This is a genomic window from Lederbergia citri (assembly GCF_018343625.1).
GTDB lineage: Bacteria > Bacillota > Bacilli > Bacillales > Bacillaceae_C > Lederbergia > Lederbergia citri.
The window spans coordinates 212788-233333 of sequence record NZ_JAGYPG010000004.1 but is presented as its reverse complement, the minus strand read 5'-3'; the positions used below and the strand labels follow the sequence as shown (position 1 = coordinate 233333).

Below are 20546 nucleotides of genomic sequence, written 5' to 3'. Positions count from 1 at the left end.
CAACTCTATTTTCCATCATTAATGCTAAAAAAAGAACCCACAACAATGGGTTCTTTTTCATACTTCTACTGGATATAATTTTTCTATTTCTCTAGCCTTCAATTCTCTACGCAAAATTTTTCCGCTTATTTTTGTTTTCGGTAATTCCTCTATTACTTCAATTTCACGTGGGGCTGAGTGTGCCGCTAATCGATTGCGGACGAAGAGGCGAATGTCGGCTAATAATTCAGGGGACGATGTATATCCTTTTTTCAATACGATATAGGCTTTGACGATTTCTCCACGGATAAAATCCGGTTTTCCAATCACACCAGCTTCGGCAACGGCAGGATGTTCTATTAATTTGCTTTCTACTTCAAACGGTCCGATTCGTTCCCCGGAAGAATTAATCATATCGTCGCTCCTGCCTTGGAAAAAGATATAGCCATCTTCATCTTTTAATGCTAGATCACCTGACAAATACCAGTTGGGTCCAAAAGGAAAATATGATCGATATTTTTCTTCATTTCTCCACACTTCCTTCATAATCGACGGCCATGGACCTTTAATCGCCAAATGTCCAACTTCCCCGACTGGCAACTTGTTTCCATCATCATCTAAAATGGCGGTTTCTATTGTGGGTAATGGTTTCCCCATTGATCCTGGCTTAATCGGTTCCGTCGGCAAGTTCACAATTAATTGTGCACCCGTTTCGGTCATCCACCACGTGTCATGGATTCGCAATTGCAAATGCTCTATACTCCAATAAATGACTTCTGGATTAAGAGGTTCACCAACACTTAAAATGTGGCGGAGCGAACTAGTATCATATCGATTTAAAGTATCAACACCTTCAGCCATTAGCATCCTGAATGCTGTAGGTGCACTATACCAAACTGTCACACCCGCTTTTTCAATCGTTTCATACCAGCTGTCGGCATTGAAACGTCCGCCATGCAACACGATTGTTGCCCGGTTTAGTAAAGGAGCAAATACACCGTACACACATCCCGTCACCCAGCCTGGGTGGGCAGTGCACCAATAAATATCATTTTCTTTTAAATCCAGAACCCAACGCCCTGTAATATATTGTTGAATCATCGCTCTATGGGCATGAATGATTCCTTTCGGTTTCCCAGTTGAGCCGCTCGTATAATGGATATTCAAGCCATCCTCAAGATCCACCCATTCAATAACATTTTCCTCTACCTCTGTCTGGGCAAGCGCTTTTGGAATCGAAATGGCGTGATTTGTCTTAATCTGTTCATCGGTTAAAAAAATTGTTCCTAAGCTTGGTAAATCGTTTAGCGGAACACGCTGTAAATATTCTTCGTTTGTAATTAGATACTTCCCTTCACAATCTGCAATTCTGTCACGAATAGCTTCTTCCATAAATGCTTCAAATAGTGGTCCTACAACCGCCCCTAGTTTAATCGCTGCTAAAATGGCGATATGACATTCAGGATGTTTAGGCAAAAATACGAATAAAAAGTCTCCTTTTTTTACTCCGTGCTTTTTTAAGACAGCAGCCCAACGATCGGTCGCGTCTTTCAGTTTCCGATAAGTTAATGTGGCTTCACTATTTCCCGCTATATAATGAATGGCAATTTTTTCACCAAACCCATCCTCAACATGGCGATCTACACATTCATATGCCATATTGACTTTCCCAGTATTATGCCAACTAAAGTTTTTTTTAATTTCTTTCCAATTAAAAGAATGACTATTGACAAGATCATTCTGGACATTGTAAGAACCACCGCTAGGAGGAATAATCGATTGTCTTGTCATAATTTTACCTCCTTCGAATTATGATTTAAATCAAGTAAGGTTAATATTTCTGCTTTTTTCTCAGCTAATGCAACGTCTCCTCGTGAACGTGGTTTCGCTTGATCTATTTTAATTTCGGCATATAGCTCTCCTGGCTGTCCGCGCAAAATAAAAATTCTATTAGCTAGATACAAAGCTTCGTCTATATCATGAGTGACGAGGATGGTCGTTGTTTTTCTATTTTGCCAAATGGAGAGCAACAAATCTTGGAGCTGCATTTTTGTAAAAGCATCAAGAGCACTAAATGGTTCGTCTAATAGCAACACATCTGGCTCAGTTATAAGGGATCTAGCAATGGCCGTTCTCTGTGCCATTCCTCCAGATAAATCTTTAGGATGATGATCTGCGAATTCTTCTAGACCAACCAATTTTAATAGTTCCTCGGCCAATTCTTTTTTCTGTCCTTTTTGAACTCCGAAGCAAATGTTTTCATGAACGGTAAGCCACGGCATCAAACGCGGCTCTTGGAACATCATGCCTACCGTTCGTTTGGAAAAGGAGAACTGCCCTTCATATTCCTTATCTAGACCCGAAAGCACACGTAATAGCGTACTTTTCCCACAGCCACTCGTACCAAGTATCCCGATCACTTCACCCTCTTCAATGGAAAAAGTGACATTTCGAAAACCAGCTTTTCCGTCATTAAAAGTTCTTGTAATATTTTGTACCGCCAACATTTCGATGTCCTCCTTTAGCGCTGATTAGAAAAGCTATCCTGCCAGCTAAGCGATTTTTTCTCGATATTTTTTAACAATGAATCAGTCAACTTCCCTATAGCGGCAAATAATAAAATACTCGCAATGACTAAATGCGGAGAGTATGTGTTTTGACCAACAACTAATAAGTAGCCTAATCCTTTGCTTGCTCCCATAATTTCAGCTGCTACAACGAACATCCAGCCAAGCCCTAGCCCGCTTCGCAGTCCTACTAGAAAGGAAGGCAGTGATGCAGGTAAAATAATTTTTCTTAATGTTTGCGTAGACGTGAATCCATATATTTTTCCGACTTCAATCAGTTTGCGATCGACCCCTTGAATGCCAGAAACGATGTTTAAATAGACAGGAAAAAATACACCGACAGCAATGAGAGTAACTTTTGATGACTCTCCAATTCCCATCCAAAGGATAAACAAGGGAACCCAAGCTAATGAAGGGATTGATCTAAACGCCTGAATCAATGGATCTAGTAATTTCTCGATGACAGAAAAATATCCAACAGTTGACCCAAGAATGAGTGCGGCTATCGTACCTAGAAAAAATCCGAACGCTACTCGAAAAAGCGTTGTCCCAATGTGTCCCCACAAGGTACCGGTTGCTCCCATTTCAATAATTTCTTTTATTATCTTAGAAGGAGTAGGGAGAAGATGGGCTTCAATGAACCCAAATCTCCCAGCTATTTCCCAAGAAACCAATAGAATTAGAGGAATAATACCTCCAAGTATCCAATTCAAATTAAATTTATTCTTTTTTTGTATATCACGTGTTTTTGGCTTTTTTACAACAACTTCAATCGCTTCACTTCTTCCACTCATAGAAAGCACCGCCTTGTTGTCTTATTTAAAATAACTTGGATTAATTAATTCTTTAACGATTTTTTCGATATCTGCCTCTCCCTCGACTAACCCTTCATTTTTTAACACATCGCCTGCAGCAGTAATGGCAGCTATCTGCTCATCGCTAGGTTTAGAAGTGGAAAAATCATTCCGTCCAATTTGAATTTTGGCAACATCCAAATCAATTTGAGCTTCCTTTGCTAAAATTTCAGCCGTTTCATCAGGATTATCGATCGCCCACTGCCGAGCTTTTTCATAAGCTTCAATGACCTTAGTCACGTATTCTGGGTATTTTTCAGCAAAATCTGTGCGAACGTTTAACGTTCCATACGTATTAAAATCTGGGTTTCGGTAAAAAAGATTCGCTCCAACTTCCTTTTCAACTCTTGCCATATGCGGATCTAGTCCTGCCCATGCATCCACTTCCCCAGACAGGAGAGCTGCTGCTCCATCTGCATGTTGAAGGTTGATGATTTCTACATCTTTTGCAGATAGTCCCTTATCTTCTAATGCGCGTAATAGGAAAATATATGGATCAGTTCCAAGCGTCGCAGCTACTTTTTTCCCTTTCAACTCTTCAACACTATTAATTGAAGAGTCTTTAGAAACGAGTGCTGTCCATTCTGGCTTTGAAAAAATATAGACCGTTTGTATAGGCGAACCTTTCGCTTTTGCGAGAAGGGCGGCTGCACCAGCAGATGAACCAAAGTCAACACTTTTTGAATTTAAAAACTCCAGTGCTTTGTTGCTTCCTTGACTCAGTACAAATTCTACCTCTATCCCTTCTTTTTTAAATAATTCCTCTGCAAATCCTTTTTCCTTTAAAATAAGGCTCGTCGGCGAATAATAAGCGTAATCCAAGATGATTTTTTTCGGTTTACCATTTGCTCCACTCGCGTGACTTGAGCAGCCTGTTATTGTGACCAATGCCAAAAGTAAAAATAATAGTTTAGTAAACGATGATTTCATTTTGCTTCCTCCAATTATGATTAATATGATAGATTTACTCGGCTTAGTAAAAGTAAGTTACTCAACGATTTAACATTTTTAACATCAAAAAGGCCCCCTTCCTAAGAAGAGGGCCTTTATCTATCGGGTGCCTCCTCTTATCTTTCAGATCCATGATCTGTAGGATTTAGCACCTTTGCCAAACATAATGTTTGCAGGTTGCCGGGCTTCATAGGGCCTATTCCCTCCGCCACTCTTGATAAGAGATCGTAATTTAGTTGTTTAAAGCATTAATACATTTCATTTGTAATGAGAGTATAAAACACTTTATTAGATGTGTCAAACCATTTTTTTCTAAATTAATGATGTTTCAATTGCTGATATAAGCTCAGCTAAGATTTCTTTTGGATTTTCTATTCCAATGGATATGCGAATAACACGTTCATTTATACCTAGTTTTTCTTGTGCTTCTGGAGGCAAATTTCGATGAGACGTTCCAAATGGATAAGACACCGATGTTTCCACCCCACCTAACGAAGGAACAATTTTAATCCATCCAAGCGATGCAAAAAAGGTATGGATGTCACATTGAGGTGATAGTTCGATTGTAACGACTGCTCCATTTCCTTTTTCGGACACTGACTTAGGGAAGTACACTTTTTGAACATTGGCATTTTCCTTAAGCTCGTCTGCAATATATTGAGCATTATTATTTTGTTTTTCCATTCGCAAGGCGAGAGTTTTTATTCCTCGACACGTAAGCCACGCTTCAAATGGACTTAAATTTGCTCCGAGACTAATAATTTTTTGGCGGACGGATTGAATCAATTCCTCACTTCCAACAATCACACCCGCGGAAACATCACTATGTCCACCAAGATATTTTGTAGCACTATGAACGACAAGGTCCACTCCTTCTTTATACGGCTGCAAAACATATGGAGTTGCAAAAGTATTATCTACCATTGTAGCAATATTAAATTCTTTGGCTATGCTGACAAGCATCTCTATATTCTCCGCACGTAAAAATGGATTTGTAATTGTTTCTGTATATAATAGTTTCGTATTTTCACGAATAGCCTCTCTAATCTCTTGTTCATTTGCGAAAGACACGAATGTGACATCAATTCCAAAGTTCTTAAGTTCCGTATCAAGTAAATGATATGTACCACCATATAAATCATCACATGCGACAATATGATCGCCATTTTTTGCAACAGAGACTATTCCTGCTAAAATCCCAGACATCCCAGATGAAGCGGCAACTCCTGATTCCGCACTTTCTAAAGCAGCCACTGCAGCACCTAATTCATCTGTATTAGGGTTGCCATAGCGTGTATATAAGTACGGCGTTTCACCCTCAAAGTAACTTTCTAATTCATCCAGATTTTTAAATGAAAATGAGGACGTTTGGTAAATAGGTGTTGCTTTACTCGTAAAATGGTTCTTATTTTTTAGTGATTGGTGGACAGACAATGTATCAAAAGAAACGTCACTCATCTGTAATTCACTCCTAAGTTGATTAATAATTGAGATTATACTTTTAATTCTTTACAGTGTCAAAGGGTGAAAAATCTAGATATGGGCAATATAGAAATATCTGTTCTTAAAGTGAGGGGGATTTCAATGAAGGCAGTAACGTATCAGGGAGCAAAGAAAATTGAAGTGAAAAATGTGCCGGAACCGAAGCTTGAAAAGAAAGATGATATTATCGTTCGTATTACATCCACTGCTATTTGTGGATCTGACCTTCACCTTTATCTTGGAAATATGAAAATGCGTGACGATTATATTATTGGACACGAACCAATGGGAATTGTAGAGGAAGTGGGACCTGAAGTCACGAAGGTGAAAAAAGGGGATCGTGTTGTCATTCCGTTTACTGTAGCCTGCGGGAAATGCTTTTATTGTCAAAATCATATGGAAAGCCAATGTGATAATGCCAATCCTCATTTAGATACTGGAGGATATCTCGGCTATACGGAAATGTTCGGGGATCATCCTGGCGGTCAAGCTGAATACTTAAAAGTTCCGTTCGGAAACTTCCTTCCATTCGTCATACCTGAATCAACGGAACTTGAAGATGAATCGCTTCTTTTCCTTTCGGATGTTTTACCTACAGCTTATTGGAGTATTGAAAATGCGGGTATTAAAAAAGGGGATACTGTCATTGTACTAGGCTGTGGTCCAGTTGGGCTTATGACACAAAAATTTGCTTGGATGAAAGGTGCAAGAAGAGTCATTGCAGTCGATCATGTTGATTATCGTTTGAGACATGCAAAGAAAATAAATAAAGTTGAGATTTACGATTTTACACAAAATGAAGACGCTGGCCTATATTTAAGAGAAATTACAAATGGCGGGGCAGACGTAGTAATCGACTGTGTTGGCATGGATGGCAAAAAAACACCAATGGAAACAGTTGGACAGAAATTAAAACTACAAGGCGGAACACTTAGTGCGATTGAAATCGCGATGAAAGCTGTTAGAAAATATGGAACGATTCAGTTAACCGGAGTATACGGATCCAATTATAATCTATTTCCTTTAGGCGAATTCTTTTCGCGAAATATTACTCTAAAGATGGGACAGGCTCCTGCTGTTCACTATATGCCTGAACTATTTGAAAAAATCGTCACTAAGGAATTCGATCCAACGGAAATTATTACTCATAAAATACCATTGGATCAAGCTGCTCATGCATACCAAATTTTCAACGATCATGAAGATGAATGTATTAAGGTTGTGTTAAAACCATAGTAATGAGATTCAAAAAAGGGGCAGTTTTTTTACTACCCCTTACCAATTTTCAATTTCCGGCCTTTCTTTTTTGGCGTTTCCTTTTTTCGAAGAGCGCTTGCGGAGCTCGGCTTCCACATCTTCTAGTGTAACGCCTTGATTAGCAAGGAGAACGAGGCAATGATACAGTAAGTCGCTCGTTTCATATACTAGCTCTTCCTTGTCATTATTTTTTGCAGCTATAATGACTTCTCCGGCTTCTTCAATAAGCTTTTTAGCGATTTTATCTACGCCTTTTTCAAACAAATAATTTGTGTAAGACCCTTCCACAGGTTTTAATTTTCGATCTTGGATTTCTTCCATTAAATCAGCATAAATCGTTTGGGATTCATCCTGAGCACCACTACCTACTTCGCCTTCCAACTGAACCGAATGGAAAAAGCATGTTTTCTCACCAGTATGGCATGCAGGTCCTAACGGATCCACCTTAATTAAAAGGGTATCACCATCACAATCATACTGTATGGACTTTACAATTTGCTTGTTTCCTGAAGTAGCTCCTTTATTCCAATATTCTTTTCTAGAACGTGAATAAAACCAAGTTTCTTTCGTTTCTACGGTCTTATTAAAGGCAGTTTCGTCCATATAGGCAAGCATAAGCACTTCTTGAGTACGATCATCTACAATAATCGCAGGAAGCAGGCCTTTGGAAAAATCAAGCTTCACTTACTTCAACTCCTCGTTCCTTGCAAAGTGCTTTTACTTCACCAATGGTTACAATACCTTCGTGAAAAATGGAAGCCGCCAAAGCCGCATCTACATTTGTTTTTTCAAACACTTCTACAATATGTTCCGCATTCCCGCAACCGCCCGAAGCTATGACCGGAATTTTAACGGCATCTACTATTGCTTTCGTAAGTTCTAAATCATAGCCATCTTTCACACCGTCACGGTCAACACTTGTCGGCAAAATAGAACCCGCTCCAAGTTCTTCAAGCTTTTTACTCCACTCGATGGCGTCAATGCCAGTATCCTTTAATCCTCCGTGAGTCATAACATGCCATGTGCCGTCCGGAAAAAGTTTAGCATCCACTGCTGCGACGATGCGCTCAGAGCCAAATTTCTCAGCGGATTCTGCAATCAATTCAGGTCGTGCTACTGCGGCAGTGTTAATTCCTACTTTATCAGCACCTGCATTTAAAATTCGTTCAATATCATCCAGTGTTCTGATACCGCCTCCGACAGTAAATGGAACTGTCACTTTTTCAGCTACACGTTTTACAACATCTACCATTGTATCGCGCCCTTCAGTAGTAGCGGATATATCTAAAAACACCAATTCATCAGCACCATTTTCGGAATAGGATTTCGCCATTTCAACAGGGTCTCCCATTTCGCGCATACCTTCAAAATTAATTCCTTTCACGACTTTTCCGTCTTTTACATCTAAGCATGGAATAATTTTTTTTGTTGTCATAAAGCGCCACCCCTTAATTTGATTGTACCTTCATACATCGCTTTCCCAACGATCGCTTCATTGATTCCAATTGCTGATATTCTCTCTAAGTCTTCTTGATTTCTAATACCACCAGAGGCAATAATGTCACATTTAACGGCATCATTGATTTTCTTTAGCTGTTCAAGATTTGGACCTTGCATGGTACCGTCTTTAGAAATATCAGTAAACACAATGCGCTTTACACCGAGTTCTTCCATTTTCTTAGCAAACTCGATATAATCAACATCCGTTTCCGTTTCCCAACCACTGACAGCTACTTTTTCATTTTTAGCATCAATACCAATTACAACATTATCTTTATAGTTTGCTAGAGCTTCTTTTAAAAACTGCTCATCATTTATTGCAGCTGTACCTAAAATCACTCTCGCTACACCAGCTTCAATGTATGCCTTTACTGTTTCAATGGATCGAATTCCTCCACCAATTTGGATGGGAACTGTACTAATTGAGCAAAGCTTTGTAATCAGTTCGATTTGCTCTGGCTTTCCCGAACGGGCTCCGTCTAAATCTACGATATGAATGATTTCCGCTCCATCTTCAATAAACGTTTTCAGCTGGGACTCAGGGTCACTTCCCACCTGAGTTGTTTTATTAAAATCTCCTTGATAAAGCCTTACACATTTTCCATTTATTAAATCCATTGCAGGTAAAATTTTCAATTTGCAGCCCCCTGAAACAAAGATTCTATTTTAAAACATTCCCGTGCAGGTAATCACCTTTGGATATCACTGCATTACTCCCGGATAACACCATGTTACCCTCTGATAAAGTCTATCGGAAAGCAACGCATAAACTGTTTAATTCCTAAATAATACTTTCTTTAGGAGGGTGATTCAGTCCTATTAACGGATAACAACCTCCGTATTGGCGGAGGGATACCACTTAGCCTAAACACTATTCAATTAAACCCTTCGTTGAATTTACCCCTTGTATATTAGGATCAATCCGAATTGCTTCTGCCAACGCACGACCGACCGCTTTAAAAATTGCCTCAATCTTATGGTGTGTATTTTCGCCATACAATACGCGAACATGCAGCGTGATTCCGGCATTAAAGGCAAATGCTCTGAAAAATTCTTTCACTAATTCAGTGTCAAAATTTCCGAGTGATGGTGTTTGAAATTCTCCTTCAAAGTGAAGAAATGGACGGCCGCTTATATCAATTGCAGCAAAACCAAGTGTTTCGTCCATTGGAACGTAGGAAGATCCGTAGCGTACAATACCTTTTTTATCTCCCAATGCCTCGCGGATTGCTTTTCCGAGTACGATTCCAGCATCCTCAACTGTGTGATGACTATCGATATGTAAGTCACCATCTACTTTTAATGTTAGACCAATTCGGCCGTGTCTCGCGAATGCCTCCATCATATGATCAAAAAATCCGACACCTGTTTGAATTTCTACAACTGACGGGTCATCCAATCGACATTCTAGTTCAATTTTTGTTTCTAACGTTTCCCTTTTATTAGATGCACTTCGCATACATCTCACTCCATTCGTTTAATGCAGCACGGAGCTTCGCATGTTCCTCTTTCGTACCTGCTGAAATCCTAACTGCCTTCAGTGTGTCATCATCAAAAAAGCGAATCTTAATTTTTCTCTCATAAAGGAAATCAGCAAGTGACTTTGCTTCATTCATTTTGATTAGAAAGAAATTTGTATGGCTTGGAAATAATGTTGCACCTACAATCTTACGGACAAATTCGGTTAAAATTTCCTCAAGTTCAGCTATTTGACCAAGCTGCAATAATAAAAATTGATCCAATACATTCGGATTTTCCAGTAACTGTGTACCGATTTGGGCTGAAATGGTATTTACGTTGTAAGGAGGTTTAATGCAACTGATTCCTTCAATAATTTGATCATTAGCAATCAAAAATCCAAGTCTTAGGGCCGCCATTCCCATGGCTTTTGAGGCGGTTCTTAAAATAATTAGATTTTCATAGTTCAATACTTTTTTAACAAACGGAGACTCTCCGGCAAAGTCGATATATGCTTCATCTAGTATTAGAAAACCATCCACTTGACGAAGTGCTGAAATCAACTGCTCAATTTCAGCTGGTGGATAAAATTGACCAGTCGGATTATTTGGGTTTGATAGGTACATTAGCTTAGGTTTTCTCTCTGCAATATCTGCCAATATCTTTTCTAAAGGCAACGAGAAATCCTCATTTAAGGAAATTCGATGTACCACTGCTCCCATAATGACAGCATTTTTCTCATACATCGAAAAATCCGGTTCCAAAACAAACACTACATCGCCAGGATCAAGATAATATTGAGAAATGATTGAAATTAATTCATCCGATCCATTCCCAGCAATAATATTATCAGCAGGAAAACTACTGAATTTTCCATAAGCCTTAACAAGTGCTTCAGAACTTTCAGCTGGATAACGATTAATTAATGTTTCCTGTAATTTTCCAAGGTCTATCGATGACAATAAACTCATAAATGCTTCATTATTATCAAGTCTGACCATATCAAATTCAGATTTTACTTTATATGGTGCTAACCCTTGAAGTGCTTTTCTCATCCTTCCAGCCTCACTTTCACGGCACGAGCATGCCCATCTAATTTTTCTTCGGTAGCAATTTTTTCAATATATGGTGCTGCATTACGCAGAGCATCCTCCGAATAATAAACAAATGTAGTTTTTTTCACGAAGTCATCCACTGATAGCCCTGAAGAAAATCTTGCTGTACCTGAAGTCGGTAAGATATGATTAGGCCCAGCAAAATAATCACCAACAGGCTCTGGTGTGAAGCTGCCGATAAATACGGATCCGGCATTTTTCACCTTACTTAAGTATTGAAGAGCATTTTCAACTTGAATTTCTAAATGTTCAGGTGCAAGTGCATTGACCAATTGAAATGCTTCATCAATCGAACCAACAACCACTGCTGCTCCCTCATTCATAAGTGATACTTCTGCAATTTCTTTTCTTGGCAATTCTGCACATTGTTTTTTTACTTCAGCCAATGTTTCTTCTACTATTTGCTGTGATGTTGAAAATAGAAAAGCTCTTGCTTTTTCATCGTGTTCAGCCTGTGCAATAAGATCTGCGGCAACAAACTTAGGATTTGCTGTTTCATCCGCAATGATGGCAACTTCAGATGGTCCAGCAATCATTTCGATTCCAACGTCACCAAAAACGAGCGACTTTGCTGCAGCCACATACGCATTTCCCGGGCCGACAATTTTATCAACAGGCTCAATTTCTTCCGTCCCGTAAGCTAAAGCTGCAATCGCCTGACTGCCCCCTATTTTATAAATCTTATGGACCCCTGCAATATCTGCGGCAACCGATAAAATCGGTGTAATGGCACCACCGCCGCGAGCAGGAGTGGCCATAACAATCTCGCGAACACCCGCCAACACAGCTGGAATAGTATTCATTAACACACTCGAAGGATAGACCGCTGTCCCACCCGGTACATATACCCCAACACGGTCAATTGGGCGAAAAAGCTGTCCAGAAATAATGTCATCCGTCATTTCCATCATCCGCGATTGCTGTAATTGCTTCGAATGAAAAGTACGAATATTATTGGCTGCTTTTTTCAATGCTTCAATCAATTCTTCTGGAACTTGGTTCCATGCTTCTTTTCTTTCTTCTTCAGATACTTCCCATTTTTCGGGAATACCACCATCAAATTTTAATGTGTATTCCTTTAAAGCCGCTTCTCCATTATTTCTGATGTTTTCAAGCACTTCTTTGACTGTATTCAATACTTGATCTTCAAAAGCTTGTTTTTTTGTTTTCCTTGATATAAAAGCCGAAATAAACTGTTCGGTTGTAAAAACAGGAATCATATAATACCCTCCTCTACTCGGAACGAATCGATTAATGGAGTTAAAATGGCTCTTTTTAGTTTCAATGAGTTTCGATTTGCAATTAGTCGGGCAGAAATAGTTAACATTTCTTCTTTCACAACGAGTCCGTTTTCTTTTAATGTATTGCCGGTCTCCACAATATCGACAATATCGTCGGCAAGTCCTAGAAGCGGCGCCAATTCTACAGAGCCTTCAAGCTTCACAATGTCGACCGATTTTCCTTGGTCACGGAAATATTTCGTCGTGATATTTGGATACTTCGTTGCAATTCGTTGTTTTCTTAGAGGTGATAAATTCGATGGTTCACCTGCAATTGCAAATCTGCATTTACCGAATGGAAACGGCAACAGATCAAATACATCTGGTTGGACTTCCAATAAAATATCCTCTCCTACGACCCCAAGATCCGCAATCCCATACTCTACATAAGTCGCCACGTCTATTCCTTTTGCAAAAATGGCAAAAAAATCATCCGTTTCAACTTGTAGTTTTCTGCCTTTATCAAGAAAAGGGTTCACATCATAGTTTCGCTCTTGTAAAAATTTTATAAATTGCTTCTCCAATCTTCCCTTTGTCAGCGCAATTACAGGTTTCATCGTTCAATCACCTCAAACTTTCCGTTTAATTTCTTAATTTCGTAAACTTTATTATAATCGTTAGCATTCTCTGCTTCTGATTGGACATCCACTATGCAATTCTCAAAAGATTTCCTAACCTCTTCCGCAAACGCCAAGGATTCTTCATTTGCAATGATGCAGACTTTTTCCAATGTATCTGATTCTTTTACTTGTGCCGCTAGCACTTCAACATCTAAGGCAACACCGACAGCTGAAATACTTTCCCCGAATTGCTCATACAAGCGATCATATCGTCCTCCGGAAAAGCAAACAGCTCCTGAGTTCTGTAAAAATCCTCGGAACATCAAACCTGAATAGTAAGGGAGATTTTTCACTCTTCCTAGATCCACAAGAATTTCTCCACTACCAGATTGTTTTAAGATTTCCGCAAGTTTTTTTATATGACGCAATGTACCGAGCACATTTTCTCGTTCTTTCCATTTTTCTTCATATTCTGCGATGATTTCAATTGGACCGAACGCATCAACAAGTGATGCAAGTTCTTCCGCTTTCTCTTTATTGCTGCGAGCAATCGCAATTTGATACACTTCATCTTTTTTCTTATCATGCATTGCTAGTCTTAATCGCTCTGCATCAGCCTTCGATAATTGCATCTCAGCAACAAGACTTTCATAAATTTCAGTATGTCCTAGTTCAATGACGCAGGTGCCAACGCCAATCTCTTTTAGGAAAGCCTGCGCCATCAATAGGCACTCACTTTCTCCCATCAACTCTGGGTGATGAATAATCTCCACACCAATTTGGTGGTATTCAACTCCTGGCATATTGCGTTTAAAAATTGATCCTTGATACGCCCATTTTTGTGGTTTCTTTTCTAGGTTTGAAAGTGCACGCGCGATTGCTGTTGTCCAGTCGGGGCGAAGTACTTCAATTTCGCCCTCACCGTTAAACCACTTCATCATATCTTGTAATTTCATATCAATAAATTCGTTTGTAAAAGTCGATGCATATTCAATAACCGGTGTTGAAATGGGCTTATATCCTCTCAGAGTCGTCACTTTTCTAAACTTCTCCATAACGTGAAAACGATTATTCAGAGATATCCCCATTTCATCTTTACTTCCAGCTGGTAAAAACAATCTCGATCACTTCCTGATTCTTTAGTTCGTTATCACTCTACCAAACTAAAGGATTTTTAATTTCTACAACTATATCATAAATTAAAAACATGCACAAGTATAATTTTATCCATGAAAAAAAGGAGCTTGAATGCTCCTTCCAATCTTATATTTCATATAAATGACACGCAGTAAAATGCCCCGGTTTAACTTCCTGCCACTTAGGCTCTACCTTCGAACAAATTTCCATTGCAACAGGACAACGTGTGCGGAATACACATCCACTTGGAGGGGCAATAGGACTTGGAACATCCCCTTTTAAGACAATACGTTCCCGGTTTATTTCTGGATCTGGGATCGGAACTGCTGAAAGCAATGCTTGTGTATAAGGGTGCAAAGGATCGTCATACAAGCTGCTGCTGTCTGTTAGTTCGACCATTTTTCCAAGGTACATAACAAGAATACGATCAGAAATATACTTAACCATCGATAGATCATGGGCGATAAATAAATAAGTCAGCCCCATCTTGTTTTGTAGTTCCTTAAGTAAATTCACGACTTGAGCTTGAATTGAAACATCCAATGCTGAAATCGGCTCATCACAAACAATAAACTTCGGATCTAATGCGAGAGCGCGGGCGATGCCTATACGTTGACGCTGACCTCCACTGAATTCATGTGGAAAACGACTCATATGATCAGGATTTAATCCAACTAATTTCAATAATTCCTTTATGCGCTCCTTTTTCTTTTTTCCACTGAGTGTCCGGTGAATTGCAAAAGGCTCACCAATAATTTCTTCTACCGTCATCCTTGGATTTAGAGAAGCATAAGGATCCTGAAAAATCATTTGAATTTCCCTGCGTATTTTTGCCATTTCTCTTTGCTTATACGAATAGATATTTCTCCCATTATATAAAACTTCGCCATCCGTAGGTTCATATAACCGAATAATCGTCCTACCCGCTGTTGACTTTCCGCAACCACTTTCACCAACTAAGCCGACAGTTTCCCCGGGAAATATATCCAATGTTAAACCATCAACTGCTTTTAATTGATGATGATCAATAGAAAAATATTTTCTTAAATCTTTTACCTGTATTAAAGGGGACTTGTTTTCGTTAGCATTTACTCTATTAGTTTCTGTTAATTGTGTTGGCATTTGTCTCCCCCTTTCCAGCTTCTTTCTTCGCCATTGGATGATGCAGCCAACATGCCGCAAATTGGCCAGGGTTTACTTCTTCAAGCTCAGGGTTATGCTGTTTACAAACATTCATCGCGTATTCACATCTAGCAAAAAATGGACATCCTTTTGGAGGATCAATTAAATCCGGAGGAGTTCCGATTATGGGTGAAAGCGGCTGTTTCTTATCCATATTTAGTTTCGGAATCGATTTTAATAATCCTTCTGTATATGGGTGCTGCGGCTTACTATAAAGGTCACGTACCGTAGCTGTTTCTACCACTTGTCCAGCATACATAACTACTACCCGATCACACATTTCAGCCACTACTCCAAGATCATGAGTGATCAATATGATCGATGTTCCTGTTTTTTGCTGTATATCTTTCATTAGCTCTAGTATTTGTGCTTGAATCGTCACGTCGAGAGCTGTTGTAGGCTCATCTGCAATCAATAAATTTGGATTACATGCCAAAGCCATCGCAATCATAGCGCGCTGCCTCATCCCTCCTGAATATTCATGAGGGTATTGATGAATCCTTTTTGAAGGCTGAGGAATCCCTACAAGTTCCAACATATTTAAAGCTTTATCAAAAGCTTCTTTTCTACTAATCTTATTATGACGTAAAATAGTTTCAATAATTTGGTTTCCAACTTTACTCGTTGGATTAAGGGAAGTCATAGGATCTTGAAATATCATACTAATTTGCTTCCCACGGATTCTTTGCATCTCTTTTTCAGAGCTTTCCAATAAATTTCTTCCGTTAAATTGAATGGACCCTTGTTTATATTGAACGGATGAAGCCGGTAATAGCTTCATAATAGATTTAGCCGTCACACTTTTTCCGCAGCCAGATTCGCCTACGATTCCAATCGTTTCTCCTGCTTTAACCTCGAAATTCACACCACGAACTGCTTTTACTTCTCCAGCATACGTATTAAATGATACATGCAAATCTTTTACTTCTAATATTTTTTCCATATCCCTTTAACCCCTCTCTAATTCCGCAATCTCGGATCTAGGGCATCTCTCAGTCCGTCCCCGAACACATTAAATGCCAGCATCGTGAGTGAGATTAAAATGGCCGGAATATAAAGTTGATACAAATTACCGATATGAATGCTGCCAAGAGCATCGTTCACGAGCGTTCCCCAGCTTGCTTGTGGTGGCTGTATACCTAATCCGAGATAGCTCAATGTCGCTTCTGCAAAAATAGCTGTCGGAACAGTAAGGGTTAAGTTTACAAGTATTGGCCCTAGCGTATTAGGGATCATATGCTTTCTTAAAATCCATCCCATTTTGGCCCCCATTGCATTAGCTGCGTGTACAAACTCCAATTCTTTTAATTGCAATACTTGTCCACGAACAAGTCGCGCCGTTGGGATCCATCCTGTGATCGTCATCGCTATGATGATCGGCCAAATCCCCCTATTCATCGCAATCATAACTAAAATAACCATGAGTAAATAAGGAATCGCATATAATACTTCCGCAATCCTCATCATGATATTATCAGTGCGGCCACCCTTTATTGCAGAAATTCCTCCATACAGGACTCCAATGACAAAATCAATCAATGCGGCCATAAATCCTATAAATAAAGAGATTCTCGCTCCGTACCATGCTCTCGTAAATAAATCACGACCTGAAGTATCCGTACCAAACCAATGTTCAGCATTAGGTTTAAGATTTTTTTTAGTAAAATCTTGTTCATAGTAGGAATATCCATTTAAGTATGGACCAATAATTGCCATGATTAATAACAAAATAATAATAACAAGACCAAACATTGCAAGTTTATTTGTTTTTAACCTGCGCCAAACATCTGCCCAATACGACATGGAAGGACGGGATATTTTTTCGGCTTCTTTAAAATTATCAGTAGCGGGTTGAAACATTTCTTCTGTTAACTTGATTGATTTTTCCATCAGATGTTCTCCTTTGCGACTTTAATTCTAGGATCAATCCACGTATAAGCTATATCAACAACAAAGATTAGGAATATTAAAATAGCACTATAGAAAACCGTTGATCCCAAAATAACGGAATAGTCACGATTGAAGATACTTTTAACAAACATTTCTCCCATTCCAGGAATTCCAAAAATATGCTCAATAATGAAACTTCCTGTAACGAGATTTGCGGTCGTGATCCCAAGTACTGTCACAACTGGAAGGATGGCATTCCTAATTGCATGCTTAATAATAATCATGCTTCTAGCAAGACCTTTTGCTTTCGCCGTTAAAATATAATCTTGGTTCATGACCTCCAACATGCTCGACCGCATCAGTCTTGCTAGATAAGCCATAGGCATCAAAGCCAATGAGACGGATGGTAAAACGGTATGTGCCCATGATTTCCATGTTGCAACAGGCAGGACTCTTAAGTGCACTGCAAAGTATTGAATAAGGAAAGTGGCAAGAATAAAGCTAGGAACAGATATACCGATAATGGCAATGACCATTGAAAGATAATCTGGCCATCGATTATGGTATAAGGCTGCAATGACACCTAGTATTAAACCAAATGTTATAGCAATAATAAGTGCCTGCAGTCCAAGATGAAGAGAGACTGGAAATCCTTTCTTAATATAATCATTGACTGTTAAAGTCTTAGATTTCATCGAAGGACCGAAGTCTAGTTGAAGCAATGACTTTAAATATAGGCCGTATTGGACAATTTCAGGTTTGTCCAAATTATAATGTTTCTGTAAGTTATTATAAATGGCAGGAGGCATTGGACCCTCTTTTGCAAAAGGGTTTCCAGGGATAATCTTCATAATAATAAACGTAATCGTAATAATAACCCATAATGTAATAATCGCCCAAAGTAGGCGTTTTAAAGTATATTTCAGCATGTTAACACCTCTTTCCACGCAGTACGTATCCATGTCGGTTATACACATTGACAAAAGGATAATGCCTAATGATAAATTTATTTAATTGCACGTAGTATATAAGCGCAGTATTTTTGAGATTCGTATATTTTTAGAAAAATTTTTTAATCTATTAAAAATCGGGGTATGCCACTCAGGATGACATACCCTTCATTTTCATGCTTTTACCTGTCCACCATTAACTTTTATTTTTCAATATCAGCATAAATAAACTGCGGATAACGGTTAATTGGTGTAAAGATTCCTTTTACATGCGGCTTAACCATAAATGGTTTTGTATAGAAATAAATCGGAACGATTGGCATTCCATCCATAAGGATTTCTTCAGCTTTATGCATTGCTTCCATTCGTACTTTTTGATCGTTGGAAGTTTTAGCAATTTCGATTTGCTTATCATATTCAGGATTAGCATAGTTGGCATCATTGAATGCACCATCAGATACCCATAAATCGACAAATGTCATTGGGTCTACATAGTCGCCAGACCAACCAGCACGGGAAATTTGATAATCGCCAGCTTTTTCACGATCTAGTTTAACTTGGAATTCAACATTCTCCAAATCAACAGTAAAGTCGAGGTTTTTACGCCACATTTCTTGGACAGCTTCTGCAATTTTCTTATGGCCTTCTGACGTATTATAAAGAATCGTGAATTTAGGCATTTCTTTCATGCCCTCTTCAGCAAGTCCTTCCGCCAATAATTTCTTAGCTTCTTCTACATCTTCTTTAAAGAGATCTCCGGAATTTTCTTGGAAATCACCGCTTACGTCATTGATTCCTGGTGGAATGATTCCAAACGCTGGTTTTTGTCCACCTTGGGCAACGTGCTCTGTAATGGTATTCCTTTCAATTGCCATTGAAAGAGCTTTTCTTACTTTGACGTTGTTAAAAGGCTTTACTTTATTGTTTAAGTTATAGTAATACACTGAAAAGTCAGGACCATTATTGAATTCAGGGTTTCCAGAATCCACCAACTGCCCTTGTACATCTTGAGGAAGTGGATACGCTAGATCCAACTCATCAGCTTGATACATTTGCCAAGCTGTATCTTCGTTATCGATAATGACAAATTGCACTTCGTCTAACTTAATTTTATCTTTATCATAATAGTTTTCGTTCTTTTCTAATTTCATACTTTCTTTATGATTCCATTCAGTCAGCTTAAACGCTCCGTTCGATACGTAGCTAGAAGCTTCATGTGACCAATCCGGATTTGCTTCCTGCACCTTTTTGTTTACCGGATAGTAAGTATAGAAGGAAGTCAAATCAAGGAAATAAGGTGTTGGTTGAGCTAGTTTGATTTCTAGTGTTTTTTCATCAACTGCTTTAACCCCTACTTTTGCCTCTAATTCTGCATACTTTGACTCATCTTCGGAGCTGTTATATTCTTCTGCTCCTTCAAGATAATAAAGCTGGTAAGCGTAGTCAGAAGCGCTTGCAGGATTTAGTGCATATTTCCATGCATATTCAAAATCTTCAGCTGTAACAGGATCTCCATTTGACCACAACATTCCATCTTTTAAATGGAAAGTCCATGTAAGATTGTCATCACTGACATCCCATTTTTCAGCCATTCCATCTACAATTTCTCCTTCAGGAGTTTTCTTCGTTAAACCTTCAAAAGTATGCTCCAAGATCCATGAGTCATGTGTACCTTGTGCGATACCTGGGTGTAAAGCACCAGGTTCTTCATTGTTATTTAGATATAAAATTTTTCTTTCAGGAGCTTGTTCAGGCTCTTTTCCTTCTTCTGCTGTCTTTTCACCTTCATCTTTTGGAGCAGAGTTCGTTGGTTCATCAGTTTGTCCGCTGAAACAACCACTGAGCACTAACATAAATACCAAAATCAGTGAAAATAAAGAAAATCTTGATGCTTTCAATTGTAATCCCCCTTTGTTCATGTTTTATACGAAAATACAAATCAATGAAGCTTTTGTGTAAATGTTCCGGGTTTGTGAACCTTTGTTTTAACTTAATTCATGTTTTTGACGTTGATAAGTGTCAAAATAAAAATTGATTTTCATCTACTTGCAAAATCCGAAAACGCTTACACTTTTAAACATAATACCCATTACCATTGTATGATACCACTGTGTATTTAATTTGTAATTTTCGTATGTCTCAAATATATCAAAATTTTCTACAAAAAAACAACAACAATTTAGTTTCTAAATAGAAATAAATATAAAACAATCAATACTAGAACTAGATATTACGCAATTAATCTACTTATACTTGGAAAAAATTAATAACTTATTAAGAAAAATACTGGCCAATCATTAGTATATTGCCGTCACAATCTTTAAAATTAAAACCAGCATAGTCTTCATATTTCCATATTTTTATAGTAAAGTACACGATTTTAT

At 38.6% G+C, this 20546-nt stretch carries 19 protein-coding genes and 1 riboswitch; of the genes, 1 reads left to right on the top strand and 18 read right to left on the bottom strand.

The genetic code is table 11. The features are described 5' to 3' along the window. Window positions 1-57: 57 nt before the first annotated feature. From acsA to KHA97_RS20670, 5 genes are all read right to left on the bottom strand, one after another. Window positions 58-1770, bottom strand: a complete 1713-nt coding sequence (gene acsA, locus KHA97_RS20690; protein WP_213126692.1) for an acetate--CoA ligase — start codon at window positions 1768-1770, stop codon at window positions 58-60. Next, window positions 1767-2486 (bottom strand): ABC transporter ATP-binding protein, encoded by a 720-nt coding sequence (locus KHA97_RS20685; RefSeq protein ID WP_213126691.1) that lies wholly within the window; start codon window positions 2484-2486, stop codon window positions 1767-1769. Before KHA97_RS20685 ends, acsA begins: the two co-directional genes overlap by 4 nt. Window positions 2487-2500: 14 nt before the next feature. Next, complete coding sequence (locus KHA97_RS20680; protein ID WP_213126690.1) at window positions 2501-3340, bottom strand: ABC transporter permease; 840 nt, start codon at window positions 3338-3340, stop codon at window positions 2501-2503. Window positions 3341-3361: 21 nt separating this feature from the next. Continuing rightward, the gene (locus KHA97_RS20675; protein WP_213126689.1) at window positions 3362-4330 is read right to left on the bottom strand and encodes an aliphatic sulfonate ABC transporter substrate-binding protein; all 969 of its coding nucleotides are present in this window, start codon (window positions 4328-4330) and stop codon (window positions 3362-3364) included. Window positions 4331-4464: 134 nt separating this feature from the next. Then, window positions 4465-4575: riboswitch (SAM riboswitch) on the bottom strand. Between the two features lie 88 nt (window positions 4576-4663). Then, window positions 4664-5809 carry a trans-sulfuration enzyme family protein gene (locus KHA97_RS20670; protein WP_213126688.1) on the bottom strand — a complete coding sequence of 382 codons (1146 nt, stop codon included), beginning with the start codon at window positions 5807-5809 and terminating at the stop codon, window positions 4664-4666. 126 nt (window positions 5810-5935) lie between these two features. On the opposite strand from KHA97_RS20670, the gene KHA97_RS20665 reads away from it, so the two are divergent. Beyond that, window positions 5936-7069 (top strand): zinc-dependent alcohol dehydrogenase, encoded by a 1134-nt coding sequence (locus tag KHA97_RS20665; protein ID WP_213126687.1) that lies wholly within the window; start codon window positions 5936-5938, stop codon window positions 7067-7069. 39 nt (window positions 7070-7108) lie between these two features. Here the strand turns inward: KHA97_RS20665 and hisIE are convergent, their stop codons facing one another. From hisIE to KHA97_RS20600, 13 genes are all read right to left on the bottom strand, one after another. Then, the gene (hisIE, locus tag KHA97_RS20660; protein ID WP_213126686.1) at window positions 7109-7774 is read right to left on the bottom strand and encodes a bifunctional phosphoribosyl-AMP cyclohydrolase/phosphoribosyl-ATP diphosphatase HisIE; all 666 of its coding nucleotides are present in this window, start codon (window positions 7772-7774) and stop codon (window positions 7109-7111) included. After that, window positions 7764-8525 (bottom strand): imidazole glycerol phosphate synthase subunit HisF, encoded by a 762-nt coding sequence (gene hisF / locus KHA97_RS20655; protein WP_213126685.1) that lies wholly within the window; start codon window positions 8523-8525, stop codon window positions 7764-7766. The genes hisIE and hisF overlap by 11 nt, the downstream gene beginning before the upstream one ends. Beyond that, complete coding sequence (gene hisA / locus KHA97_RS20650) at window positions 8522-9226, bottom strand: 1-(5-phosphoribosyl)-5-[(5-phosphoribosylamino)methylideneamino]imidazole-4-carboxamide isomerase (RefSeq protein ID WP_213126684.1); 705 nt, start codon at window positions 9224-9226, stop codon at window positions 8522-8524. The genes hisF and hisA overlap by 4 nt, the downstream gene beginning before the upstream one ends. A 235-nt stretch (window positions 9227-9461) precedes the next feature. Then, on the bottom strand, window positions 9462-10049 hold the full coding sequence (hisB, locus tag KHA97_RS20645; protein WP_213126683.1) for an imidazoleglycerol-phosphate dehydratase HisB: 588 nt from the start codon (window positions 10047-10049) through the stop codon (window positions 9462-9464). After that, a complete protein-coding gene (locus KHA97_RS20640; RefSeq protein WP_213126682.1) occupies window positions 10033-11103 on the bottom strand; it encodes a pyridoxal phosphate-dependent aminotransferase in 1071 nt (356 codons plus the stop codon). The genes hisB and KHA97_RS20640 overlap by 17 nt, the downstream gene beginning before the upstream one ends. Next, on the bottom strand, window positions 11100-12383 hold the full coding sequence (hisD, locus tag KHA97_RS20635; protein ID WP_213126681.1) for a histidinol dehydrogenase: 1284 nt from the start codon (window positions 12381-12383) through the stop codon (window positions 11100-11102). Before hisD ends, KHA97_RS20640 begins: the two co-directional genes overlap by 4 nt. Continuing rightward, complete coding sequence (hisG, locus tag KHA97_RS20630; RefSeq protein ID WP_213126680.1) at window positions 12380-13000, bottom strand: ATP phosphoribosyltransferase; 621 nt, start codon at window positions 12998-13000, stop codon at window positions 12380-12382. The genes hisD and hisG overlap by 4 nt, the downstream gene beginning before the upstream one ends. After that, on the bottom strand, window positions 12997-14121 hold the full coding sequence (locus KHA97_RS20625; RefSeq protein WP_213126679.1) for an ATP phosphoribosyltransferase regulatory subunit: 1125 nt from the start codon (window positions 14119-14121) through the stop codon (window positions 12997-12999). The genes hisG and KHA97_RS20625 overlap by 4 nt, the downstream gene beginning before the upstream one ends. A 145-nt stretch (window positions 14122-14266) precedes the next feature. After that, a complete protein-coding gene (locus tag KHA97_RS20620) occupies window positions 14267-15262 on the bottom strand; it encodes an ABC transporter ATP-binding protein (protein WP_213126678.1) in 996 nt (331 codons plus the stop codon). Then, window positions 15237-16265 (bottom strand): ABC transporter ATP-binding protein, encoded by a 1029-nt coding sequence (locus KHA97_RS20615; protein WP_213126677.1) that lies wholly within the window; start codon window positions 16263-16265, stop codon window positions 15237-15239. Before KHA97_RS20615 ends, KHA97_RS20620 begins: the two co-directional genes overlap by 26 nt. 17 nt (window positions 16266-16282) lie before the next feature. Continuing rightward, entirely contained in the window at window positions 16283-17212 is a 930-nt protein-coding gene (locus KHA97_RS20610) for an ABC transporter permease (protein WP_213126676.1), read from the bottom strand. Continuing rightward, complete coding sequence (locus KHA97_RS20605) at window positions 17212-18141, bottom strand: ABC transporter permease (protein WP_213126675.1); 930 nt, start codon at window positions 18139-18141, stop codon at window positions 17212-17214. Before KHA97_RS20605 ends, KHA97_RS20610 begins: the two co-directional genes overlap by 1 nt. 224 nt (window positions 18142-18365) lie before the next feature. Next, on the bottom strand, window positions 18366-20060 hold the full coding sequence (locus KHA97_RS20600; protein ID WP_213126674.1) for a peptide ABC transporter substrate-binding protein: 1695 nt from the start codon (window positions 20058-20060) through the stop codon (window positions 18366-18368). Window positions 20061-20546 lie beyond the last annotated feature (486 nt).